General features: G+C 42.4%; 8 protein-coding genes. 3 read left to right on the plus strand and 5 right to left on the minus strand.

Translation table 11 applies throughout. The features are described 5' to 3' along the window. Positions 1 to 125 precede the first annotated feature (125 nt). Positions 126 to 1,163, minus strand: a complete 1,038-nt coding sequence (locus GCHA_RS21050) for an acyltransferase family protein (protein WP_007991971.1) — start codon at positions 1,161 to 1,163, stop codon at positions 126 to 128. Between the two features lie 683 nt (positions 1,164 to 1,846). Beyond that, positions 1,847 to 2,470: a sulfotransferase family protein gene (locus GCHA_RS21055; protein ID WP_007991972.1), complete on the minus strand. Its 624-nt coding sequence runs from the start codon at positions 2,468 to 2,470 to the stop codon at positions 1,847 to 1,849. Between the two features lie 705 nt (positions 2,471 to 3,175). Here GCHA_RS21055 and GCHA_RS21060 point away from each other — a divergent pair. Then, positions 3,176 to 3,997 carry a polysaccharide pyruvyl transferase family protein gene (locus tag GCHA_RS21060; protein WP_007991973.1) on the plus strand — a complete coding sequence of 274 codons (822 nt, stop codon included), beginning with the start codon at positions 3,176 to 3,178 and terminating at the stop codon, positions 3,995 to 3,997. Positions 3,998 to 4,193: 196 nt separating this feature from the next. Then, entirely contained in the window at positions 4,194 to 6,038 is a 1,845-nt protein-coding gene (locus GCHA_RS21065; RefSeq protein ID WP_007991974.1) for an acyltransferase family protein, read from the plus strand. Positions 6,039 to 6,222: 184 nt separating this feature from the next. Here GCHA_RS21065 and GCHA_RS21070 read toward each other — a convergent pair whose 3' ends face one another. Then, on the minus strand, positions 6,223 to 6,801 hold the full coding sequence (locus GCHA_RS21070) for a golvesin C-terminal-like domain-containing protein (protein ID WP_007991975.1): 579 nt from the start codon (positions 6,799 to 6,801) through the stop codon (positions 6,223 to 6,225). A 695-nt stretch (positions 6,802 to 7,496) separates the two neighbouring features. Here GCHA_RS21070 and GCHA_RS21075 point away from each other — a divergent pair. Then, complete coding sequence (locus tag GCHA_RS21075) at positions 7,497 to 9,893, plus strand: zinc-dependent metalloprotease (RefSeq protein ID WP_007991976.1); 2,397 nt, start codon at positions 7,497 to 7,499, stop codon at positions 9,891 to 9,893. A gap of 109 nt (positions 9,894 to 10,002) precedes the next feature. On the opposite strand, the gene GCHA_RS21080 is transcribed toward GCHA_RS21075, so the two are convergent. Together GCHA_RS21080 and hemN are read right to left on the minus strand one after the other, a co-directional pair. Beyond that, positions 10,003 to 10,419, minus strand: a complete 417-nt coding sequence (locus GCHA_RS21080; protein ID WP_007991978.1) for a hypothetical protein — start codon at positions 10,417 to 10,419, stop codon at positions 10,003 to 10,005. A gap of 91 nt (positions 10,420 to 10,510) precedes the next feature. Continuing rightward, positions 10,511 to 11,908 carry an oxygen-independent coproporphyrinogen III oxidase gene (hemN, locus tag GCHA_RS21085; protein ID WP_007991980.1) on the minus strand — a complete coding sequence of 466 codons (1,398 nt, stop codon included), beginning with the start codon at positions 11,906 to 11,908 and terminating at the stop codon, positions 10,511 to 10,513. Between the last annotated feature and the right edge of the window lie 135 nt (positions 11,909 to 12,043).

Raw genomic sequence — 12,043 nt, forward strand, 5'->3', positions numbered from 1 at the left:
TTCATATTCGTTACTTGAAGGTTGATGATGAAATTGCGCAGTTAATCATTTCGTCAAACCAATCAAAATTTCGAGGTCGAACAGCCGCTTTTGTTTTTCATCAGCTCAGTTCGATCTTATTTAGTTCACACTGAATAAGGCGTAACGTTTTTAACTTCTTTTCGACACTTTGGCCGTTCGAAGAATAGCTTGATCGGTTGCTTTGTATATAGCTTGCTCGCAATGATACCAATACATACTGCTAATCCTACAGCTATCAGTATATTGGCTGAAAACGAATAAAGGCCAATCTTACTTAATAACATCCGTGTCGCAGCAGGTAACGCAAAATGTGTGAGGTATATGAATAAACTAATGCTCCCTATATATACGCTAAATTTAAATAGCATAGTATTTTTAAATACTAATTCAGCGCGATAGCAAATAATTAAAAATGAGATCGCCATAAATAGGGAAACAATAGGTTTAGTTACCCAGGGTAACTCTGAGCGAAATAGCGCTATAAATACCCCAAAACCGACAAAAAACAGTGGCCCCCATGTTGCTAACTTTTCATTCTTTATCATTTCGATCAACCAGTTACCTTTGAAAAAACCAATGGCATAGAACAGATAAACCCAAGCGAAACGCTCGAATATACTTCCTGAGAACCAGCCAAAGTAATAACTATTTAAAAGGTTCGCTGCGAGAGCAACGCTAATTACCAAGCTTGGGGGCACGTTTTTGATAAGTAAGGTAACAAAATGCGAAAGTGCTAGCGCATAGATAAACCAAATGGTGGGTACTGGGTCCCACAAAATTAATAGTATTTCATCTGCAGCCATATTGGTATTAGTAAAACTATTTGAAAATAATCTTACTAAATAAATAATAATGCTCCACACAAAATATATATAAACCCAATCTAATAGCTTCGAGCGATGCTTTTGAATTGGTTTATTGCAGATTGAGTTTCTAATAAGAATCCCTGATACCATAAAAAACATCGGCATCAGCCAGCTTCTAAAAAAATTCGTTAATGCTTGAATGGCTTCAGCGCCAAATTGAAAACTATTGAGTATTCCTTCACATGTGTGATAAGTGACGACTAGGCAAATACCGATACCTTTAGCTAAATCAAGGTATTTTTGGTGACTCATTACATAAAGTTTTGGATCGCTCATATCGTGCGCCCCTCAGTTAAAGGTAGTTGTCTATCAGCTGGCTCATAGCAGTAAGAAGGTCGCATCCAGCTTAAGAAAAATGGCAAAATGGACTGAATGGTAGAAAACAGGCTTTACTTTCTCTTACTGTGCTAGAAACAAGTTTAGGTGTTATTCGCTATAGCTTTAGCAGTTTTTGAGCCATATAATTTGCTTAAGTGCGAAGATGTTGGTAGTAGCGGGAAGGTTAATCTAATGTATTGTTACTTAACGTTTTTTAATTTCTCTTTTTCCGTTTATAAATAAAAAAGTTAAAATCTCAGGGCTCAGAATATAGTAATGAATAGAAGTTAAGGTAATAAACGAATATGTGTCACCTTTTTCCGACTCTCCACACAAAAGTACTGAAAATTGCTAATAAAAAGTGAGTGGGAGGTGGCTGTGTATTATATATTAGCTAGGTGGTTTACGTGACCGCAGCTTCACTAACGGTTTTTAGTGTTTCGAAGATAAGAGTCTTTCTTAGCATACTCTCTTCGAAAACAAGAGGCTGCACGTAGTAGTAGAGTCCCAAAGCGTTAATCAAATCTCTCCTAGGCGGGAATATAAAAACTATCCCATCAATACCTGTCTTAGTCATTGAACTACTGGTGGGGCTTAATATCGTATAAGCTGATAGATACTCCCATTGTTTAGGTTGTAGTTCAGCTTTTTACCATTCTTTTGAGCTTTCTTAAAACTTTGCGCACAAATGATTTTTTGTGAGCGGCGACATTTTGTTTTGGAAAGGGGGTTGCAGGTATAGGCATTTCGAGAAAAGGGCATAATTTTTCCCATCCATCCCCTTGCGTGACATCAAACACTAACAGTTCGCTTTCTCTGCTCTCGAAGTGTTTAGTGACCTGCTGATAATGATTGTTAAATTGTTTTGTCCAACCCTCTCTATCAATTGTAAGCCATTGGATATCCGCGTCTGGGTTTTTTCTTTTTCTTTCTTGGTTTCGTATCACATGTTTTTCGCGGCTATTGAGCCAGCCATCTAAGTCCCTAATATTCAGTATGAATTTACTGTTTGGGTACTGTTTATCAAACTCTTTTACGATATCAACGGTTGAAGGCCCTAAATCCCAATCTGAGAATGCCTCATAGTGCTCCAACCCCTTGAGTATGTTATTACCAGCGAGATAATTGCTTTGAATAATATCCTTAATATTTCTCTCTTCTGCGCCCTTAAAATGCACGCTTTTTATACCCAATATTAAAAACGCGTCATGCAAAGAGGATGTTCCCGTTTTATTTAACCCGACACAAAATATCTTTTTGTTCATCTTATTTCGTCCACTATCGTTAACCTGTTGGGCAACTGCGCTTTATTCCACATGCACTCGTTTGTACTCAATTTTCTAGTTTTTTGAAGGTGTGTGCAGATGAAAGCAAGGTCTGCGCCAAAGCCAAAATACTTCGCCCTTGGCTCGAGTGAAGAGTTGAGTAGGGCCGAGTGTAGCATCTATATTTAGCGCTAACGTAAGAGCTCGGATCACGGTTTTAAAGGGGAGGTGGCGGCTTTTAAATCTAGTTTAGGCTTGTGGTTGAGAGGGGCGTTTACGGGCGATATACAATTAATAACAAGGCTGCTTTTCTCGGTAGCTTAATCATCACGCTGAAAACCTGATTCGACTGCGCATATCTTTGTCGAAATGGTCTGCTTTTAGAGACTGCTTCTCGCCTGTTTGTAATAGTTACAATGTGTTTGTCGCGAGTGTGCCCCTGCTAACCCAAATCAATTACAAACTTAGAATAACGTACAGGGCCCAATTCTAAAGGCTTAGCTGCATGCTAACTACGCCCATATTTCTCCTCTTATATTTGTGATGCAAGCTTAAAAAGCTGGTACATGCATTGCTGAACCAGTATTGCGGTGTCGTGCATGACGAGTGTAAACGACGACGAAGTATTTTTCAGGTCATGGCAGTTAACCGCAAAGCGAACAGTTTCGTGAAACCGACTTTGCGCTAAATATAAGGGGTAGGAAATTGAATTTATTTAGAAAGAAAGTCGATGACAGACGTTATCAAAACGAGTTTGAAAGTAAGGCTCAGTCGCTGGCCTATTATTGGCAACCTAAGACGAAAGCACCGAATATTGGCGATTATTTAGCCTTAGATACAGTGCAACAAATGCTGCATTTAAAAAACAAATCTGTGCTGGATAAGCTCAATTCTTCCAATAAGTTATTATCAATAGGTTCAGTACTGCACTTTGCTGAAAATAACGATGTGCTATGGGGGACAGGTAGAAACGGTAAGGTAAGAGAAGATATGCACCGTTTCGAAAAGTTAGACGTAAGAGCCGTTCGCGGTCCATTAACGCGAGAATATTTAATTTCTAAAGGGATCGAGTGCCCAGAGGTGTATGGCGACCCAGCAATTTTAACGCCCCACTTTTATTCAGAGCAACTTGTGTGTCCTGAGGGGCCCAGCCAAGAGTGCGTTATTGTTCCTCAACTAAACGATGATATGAATTTTTACGCCGGATACGAAGAGCTTTTGGTTTCACCAAGGTTGTATCCTGGTGATTTTATTAAAGCTATTTTGAAAGGTAAAACCGTCATTAGCTCAAGCCTTCATGGTGTTATTCTAGCTGAGGCCTATGGCAGAAACGCAATTTTCCTTGATTCAGGTAGTGGTGAAACGCAGTTCAAATATGAAGATTACTATTCAGGCACAGGCAGAGATTCATACCACAGAGTCAGTGAGATCGAAGAAGCGAAAACCTTAGTATCGCAACCGATCCCTGATTTAAAAGCTCGTCAGAATGCGCTTGTAGACGCTTTTCCTTATGATTTGTGGGAATAGTGGTCACGTGCAAAGCACGATTAAGCACATATGAGGTCATTGCTATCGGAGCTTTTGGGTGATAAAAATTGAGATGTAACTTCAATTATCAGCGAATTGTATATAGCATTTAAGCTAACGACAGTATGTCGGCAGACCTTGGTAGCAGTGGCTCTCGAAGTTACAAATTTTGTTATTTACTTAAAGTTAAGAGCCTATGAAATTCAGGGAAGATATCAACGCGTTGCGGGCTATTGCCGTTATTGCGGTAGTAATATTTCATTTTAATCACGCATGGTTGTCAGGCGGCTTCGCGGGAGTAGACGTATTCTTTGTCATATCTGGCTTTTTGATGACGATGATTATCGTCAAAGGGTTAGAGCGAGAAAACTTCTCGATAATTGCGTTTTATAAAGCAAGAGTTAGGCGAATCATTCCGGCTTTAGCCTTTCTCTGCTTCGCTCTAATGGTGCTAGGGTGCTTTTTGTTATCCCCTATTGATTACCTGAATATGGGTAAACACACCTCAGCAAGTTTAACCTTCACTTCAAATTTCGTGTATTGGAAAGAATCAAATTACTTCGACGCATCATCAATTGAAAAGTGGCTATTGCACACTTGGAGCCTATCTGTAGAGTGGCAGTTTTACTTACTGTACCCTGTGGTTCTGGTTGTATTAAATAAGTTTTTGAATTTAAAGCAGCTTAAGTTATTGCTGGTGGCTGCTACCATTCTAGCGGTGCTCCTTTCCATTTACGTCACATCTAATACCAGCAGGGCTGCATATTTCTTGTTACCTACTCGGGCTTGGCAAATGCTTGCTGGGGGATTGGTCTTTTTATATCCCATTGCTCTGGGTCCAAAAGCGAAGAGCTTTGGTTTAACGTTTGGCTTAGGGTTAATCGTATTGTCATTTTTCTTATTCTCCGCTGAAACGCCTTGGCCTGGTTACGCAGCATTGCTTCCCATAATTGGTGCTTGTTTAGTTTTGGTTTCAAATAATGGCGAGTCGGTATTGGTTGATAACAGGGTATGCCATTTAATAGGTAAATGGTCTTATTCCATCTACTTATGGCATTGGCCGATCATTGTTGCTGGTTTTTATTTCTCACTAGGGGAAAATTGGTGGGTGATTGGCTTACCGCTTTCAGTTTTTTTAGGGGCGCTTAGTTTTAAATTTATAGAGTCGAAAACGTTAGCTGATTATGGTCTTAATAAAGGTAGATATTTGTTAAAGCCATTACCTGCAGCTTCGATTCTTGCTGTATTTTCACTTGTGGTTTTTCAAACGAACGGGCTTTTAAATCGACTAGCTGAGCCAGAGCGAACATTAATTGCATCTGCTATCGCAGCTAAAGAAGACTGGAGCTACCCCGAGGCAAATAAAATCATAGGCCCTCTCAAAGTCAGATTAATAAGCGGGAAAACAGATAAGAATATCTTGATCCTTGGCTCTAGCCACGCAGAGCAGCTATACCCATATGTGAAAAGCCTAGACTCGGATTACAACGTTTATTTTTTAACTAATGGTGGGTGCCTAGCAACGCCATCTATGAAGCACCCCAAATGGAACTGCGATAATCTACAGAAATATCAGCTTCTGCTGGATAATGTCAAATTTGACAAGATTGTGACTACTTTTTTTAATTTCGACGTTTATCTTTCTGACAATGATACGAAAAGACAGCAACAATTTGCGACTAGAACCAAGGAGTACGACATTTTTCTATCTAACCTAAAAGCAGCCTCGAAAGAAATTTATCTTATTTTAGGTGAGCCGAGAGGGGAGGAGTTTAACCCGCCGGCGGCAATTCGACATGGGCTAAAAGACTTCATGACTGAAGAAGACACTCGAAAGACATACGCTATTCATCAAAAAGCACTGAGCCATTTCACTGAATTAGATGGTATTAACATAATAGACCCAATCGAACACCTGTGCAGTGAAGGTATTTGCAGAACCAGCAATCATGAGCAGGGCTTTTTCTACCGAGACAACAATCATATGCGGCCTTGGTATGCGGTTAAAAGCTTGACTTACTTAGAGGATATATTTCGTTGAATTGCCTGTTTATACCGAGATATATCGTTATTTTTGTGGCGCGCATATATTAATAGTTTGAACAGCGATTCTCAGAATAAAAAAAGCAGCTAAATAAAAGCCCCGAATAATCGGATGTTGTAATGACTAGGGGGCTTTTCTAGGTGTTATGTAAGTACGCCTTAAGCGGCGTACTGCCATAAGCTTACTTACGGCGTAAACGAAATACTGCAGCGGCTGCGCCTAGCAATACAAGCAATGTTCCAGGGGCTGGAACGTCAGTCGGTGCACTAGGGTTAGCAGAAACGAACGTGAAGCGCACTGCATCGGCAATTATGTTTTGACCTGATGTAGAGTTACTGTCGTCGATCATGACTGACGCGCCACTAAGATCAAAGCTATATTCACCTAGGTCGTTCCAAACCGTGCCATTAAGTAACTGGTTGACGACTAAGTCAGATGTAGTCGAACCAGAGTCAATGGTGACTGCGGCGTTATCAGCACGCGTCGGGCCTGAGGTCCACATCATTTCCACTTTCCAAATACCAGCAACCCAATCGCTGCTACCTGTTGGATCCCACAGACCGAAATCGCCGGGAGAGTCCCTTGTATCGGCCATGTAATTATCGCCAAAATAACCAGGCTCATAGGTGCTCAAGTTAAGGCCGCTTGAGCTAAAGCCTGCATCTGTGTTGTCAACAGTAATCACCGCTGCATTGGCGGCAACAGAGGTAGTTAACAATGCACCAGCAGCTAAACGGGTAAATATACGTCTTAAATCCATTTTATTGTTCCTACTAAGTTAAAATACGACATGTCTAACTGATTGAATTTTCTAATAAATGAAATTCAGCCTCTTAGACTAAAGTCTAGAAAAGCAAAAAACGGGCCTTTATAATTTATCTATATTTTACAATTGGTTATTGTGATTTTAGGTGCAAATGAATTTTAAGTGTAAAATTATCCGACATTATCTGGTGCAGGGTGTATGAAAATTGCTAACAAATTCGTACAATTATTGTACTAAAGATGGCAGCTAGGAATTGCTGGTTAGCCGAAAAGTGATACGAGCTTAGTCCATATCGATGACTGAGTGAGCAGTGATTATAGCTGAAAGTAAATTAATTTTTGCTGGCTTAAATATACATGCTGTAGCCATACGTATTGTCTCGCCAATTATGATTAATAAATTATAACTACGCCTATCTTTACTAGCTTGATACAGCCAGTATTGGGTGTGCTTGTAAATCATTCAAAAATAGAGCACAAAGCTGACTAAAACTTTTCAAACACAAGGGCTTCTGCATCAGACGCTTAATTATCTAAAATCTAGTGGATGACTTATCGCATAAATGAAGCAGTGGCGTGCGTGATATTGCAAATTGCCTTGATACTTTAACCACAGTTAAAAAATCGCTAAGGTACTGATGTGAATAGCGATAAACATGACAACAAATAATCATAACAAGAGGCTCTGGGATGTTGGTATCAAGTAGTAGAGGCGTTATTTTTTTATTGAGTGCGCTAGTGTACTTAGTGGCAGGTGTGGCGAATGCGCAAGACATTAGCGAATTTACTGCCGGGATGGAGCACAAAGCTGGCTTTTTTGATTTTTATTATGACGGCGAGAACGACAAAGTTTATGTAAACATTGATAAATTGGCCCAGCCGTTTTTGTTTCAAAGCAGTATGCCACAAGGCATTGGGTCGAACGATATCGGTCTTGATCGTGGCCAGTTGGGAGAAACACGATTAGTGGAATTTCAGCGCTTTGGCAACAAGGTGCTACTTAAACAGCTAAACACCGTATATCGCGCTAGTTCAACCAACCCAGCAGAGCAGGCCAGTATTGATGAAGCCTTTGCAGACTCAGTGTTGGTGGGCTTACCCGTTGTAGCGTCCAGCAGCGATAGTGTGCTGGTGGATTACACGGATTTTCTACTCTCTGATATACACCAAATTGGCGACCGCTTAAGCGCAACCAAGCAAGGTAGTTACAAACCTGACGCGAGCCGCAGCGGCGTATACGTTGCCCGTAGTAAGGCCTTCGTTGATAACACCGAGCTTGAGGCATTGGTGACTTTCGGCGGCACTAAACCTGGGGAGTACGTGAAGCAAGTTACCCCTGCGCCGAAAAGTATTTCGGTGCATTTGCATCATTCGCTAATTCGATTGCCTGATGATAAATACCAACCACGTCAATTTGCACCTTTTTCAGGTTATTGGGCGCTGGGTTATCAGGATTATTCTGCCCCTATTGATCAGAGTATGAATACCCAGTTTATCCCTCGTCATCGTCTTTCTAAGAAAAACCCTAAGGCTAAAGTGAGTGAGGCGGTTGAGCCTATCGTATATTACCTTGACCCTGGCATACCTGAACCTGTGCTAGGCGCATTGCTCGATGGCGCACGCTGGTGGGATCAGGCATTCACCGACATAGGTTACAAAAATGCCTTTCAAGTGAAAATTCTGCCCAAAGGGGCTGACCCAATGGACGTACGTTATAACGTGATCCAGTGGGTACACAGAGCGACTCGTGGTTGGTCTTATGGCAGCTCAGTGGTTGACCCGCGCACAGGAGAGATCATTAAAGGTCATGTGACTCTGGGCTCACTGCGGGTACGTCAAGATTATTTAATTGCCCTTGGTTTAACCAGCCCGTTTACCGGGCAAGCAATAGATACCCAAGCACAAAAAGACATGGCTTTAGCACGTATTCGCCAGTTGTCAGCACATGAAGTAGGGCACACGTTAGGCATTGCCCACAACTTTGCCGCCAGTGAATATGGCCGTGAATCGGTGATGGATTATCCACATCCGTTCATTACCCTGAAAAACGGCAAAATTAGTTTAGAGGACGCCTATGCCACAGGCATGGGCAAATGGGACAATTACGTTATCGCCTATGGATATCAGACCTATGAAACAGCACAAGAAGAAGCTAAAGGATTAAAGGCGCTTGTTACCCAAGCAAGAGCCAGCGGCATGCGTTATCAATCTGATCCGGATGCCAGACCCTTGCACGCAGCGAACCCATCAGGCAATTTGTGGGACAGCGGCGCCGACGCAGTAGCTGAGCTTGAACGCATCAGTGAGGTGCGCAAGGTTGCCCTAGAGCAATTCGGCATCAACAGTATTCCCACTGGTAATACGTTGTCTTCATTAGAAGAGCGCTTAGTACCCATTTATTTGCTACATCGCTATCAGCTTGATGCGGTAGCCAAAGTAATAGGCGGTGTGGACTATGAGTACGAAAGTAAGGGTGACTATGCTCAGCCCAAAGGGGCCAAGGTGGTTAACAGCAAAGCGCAAAGCGCCGCGCTTGATTCGCTGCTCGATACTTTGCAGCCAAGTTATTTAACCTTGCCTGAGCATATTGTTAGCTTGATACCACCAAAAGCCTACGGCGAGTCGCGTAATCGAGAAAGCTTTAACGGCCGCACCGGCCTTACCTTTGACCCAATATCAGCCGCAGAATCAGCAGCAAATTACAGTTTAACCTTGTTGCTTCAGCCTCAACGCTTAAATCGTTTGGCTAGCCAGCACGGCATGAATAAAGACGCACCAGGGGTTAGCAGTGTTATTTCGGCCTTATTGGCACGCAGCTTAAAACAAGAAAGTGACAGTCAACTTGCTCGGCGTATTAATTATGTGGTGCTTGATGGATTGGTAAACATATTAGCTAACCCAACGCTGGCACCAGAAGTGAGTGCTACGATTGAGCTGCAATTACGGGATCTAACGAAATGGCTAAATAGTATGAAAAAACGCGGGCAGAATCAGATACTAGCCGAGCAACTCAAGCAGTATTGGCAGACAGGGCAGTGGCAATCGCCCTTTGAGGCAAAACCACTACCGCCAGGTTCGCCAATCTAGCGCTTCGTTTGCATATCTGAATAACCACTGTATTTACAGTGGTTTACTACTTCGCTAGATTCGCTAGAGTGCTAAATCAAGAGAAGTTCACTGCAAAGTGAGTCTTGATTTAGCCTTGTGTGTTGGCAACTTCTTCCCGTAGCCATGCTTTCGCTTTTTGTTCATCATCGAAAAACGCATGCTTTAAGGACGTTCGTTGGTATATGCCCTCCCAGAACTGTTCTGACACTGCCTTGTATTGCACATCATCAAATACCACAGCGGTGGCGACTAGGCTCATATTTTCCGCTTGCTTGATTGATTCGACCAACATGCCTGATGCTTCAGGGGGCAAAAGAGGTTCGCCACTTAATATGGTCAAGCTTGCCCAAGGTTTGCCGCACAATTGTAGGCGGTATTCGTTTACTTCGCGCTGATATTGCAACACCATTTCGGTGTTAGCAGGGCCGCGGGCACGTATCACCATTAGGTTTGGCTCAATACATATTTGTAACGTACCGTGCACCGCGAAACTTCTATTTACCATTAAACCTATTCCTTTGATTTATATCAAATTGCCTAGTAGGTATAACACAGTTTTTCGATTCGCACCTGTTCTAGTCCCAATTAATAACGGGCTATATCGTCGCCGAATATTTTTGCCCCGTAGCTAGCCCTAAATAGGCATCAAACACCATACAAATACTGCGCAGTAGTAGCTGGGCTTTTGGCGCAACGATTACTGCGTAAGGCAAATTAGTGACCAACCCATCTTCAACAAAGGGGGTAAGCTGCTGTAGTTCATCGGCAAAGTACTGATCAAAATCAATCTCGAATGCCAGTGATATAGTGGTTTTGTCGAGCATCGAATTGCACATAATGTCGCTTATTACGCGCTGACGTATCAGGTCATCTTTACTCAAGGTTAAGCCTTTTTCTAAGGCCGAGCCTTGGTGTTCAATGGAATCGTAATACCCTGCTAGATCCTTGTGGTTTTGACTATAGCTGTTGCCCAGCGCGCTGATGGCTGAAACACCAAGCCCCAATAAGTCGCTTTGGCTATCAGTGGTGTAACCCTGAAAGTTTCGCCCTAATACTTTATTTTGTTGGGCTTTGGCCAGCTCATCACTGGGTAAAGCAAAGTGATCAATACCGATAAATTGATAACCATTAGCGCAAAGGGTTTCAACGGCTTGGCGCATAAGGTGAAACTTTTGCTCACTATTAGGTAATGTATCTGTAGCTAATTTTCGCTGAGCCGCAAAGCGTTCGGGTAAATGGGCATAGCTAAACAAAGACACGCGCTCTACCTGCATTTTGTGCACAAAATCTAACGTGCGGGCAAAGGTGTCAGGCGTTTGAAAAGGCATGCCGTAAATTAAATCTAGGTTGATAGAGCGAAAGCCTTTCTGCTTGGCGCGGTTAATCAGGCGCTCGATAAGCTCGCTAGACTGAACACGATTTATCGCTTCTTGCACTGTGGGGTTTGTGTCTTGTATGCCGATACTCAAGCGGTTAAAGCCCATTTTAGCCATACTATCGATGCGCTGCGGGGTCATATTTCGCGGGTCAATTTCTATGCTTAGCTGCGCATCGTCCGTGAAGTTAAAATGCGCTTTTAAACCATCAACTAACCTTTGTAATTGCGCATCAGTTAAAAAGTTTGGCGTGCCGCCGCCTAGGTGCAATTGGGTCACTGGTTTGTGGCCTAATACCTCGGCTTGAAGCGCTATTTCCTTCAGCAAATAATCCAGATAAATATCTGCTTTTGACTGTAAGCGAGTGACAATTTTATTGCAGCCACAGTAGTAGCAAAGGCGATGGCAAAACGGAATATGCACATACAAAGACAGCGTTTTATTTTTACTCATTTCAATAGCACGGCGCAGATCTTGGGCTGCAAACCTAGGGCTGAAGTTTAATGCCGTTGGGTACGAAGTGTATCTAGGGCCTCTGCTAGGGTACTTGTGTAAAAGAGTAAAATCGAGGGTGGGTAAATCAAACGGCGTTGAAGTATTTATCACAGGGGTGCGCATGCGTTAGCTCGCTCGGTTATTGCGAAAAACCCATTTTATTGCACGTGAAACACAGGAAATTGATCTGAAACAAGAAAGCGCTAGGGCGACAAAATAGTCGCCCTAGCAATGTTCTAAAAATGCCCTAGCAATGAT

Origin of the sequence: Paraglaciecola chathamensis S18K6, assembly GCA_000314955.1 — a bacterium.
Classification (GTDB): Bacteria; Pseudomonadota; Gammaproteobacteria; order Enterobacterales; family Alteromonadaceae; genus Paraglaciecola; species Paraglaciecola chathamensis.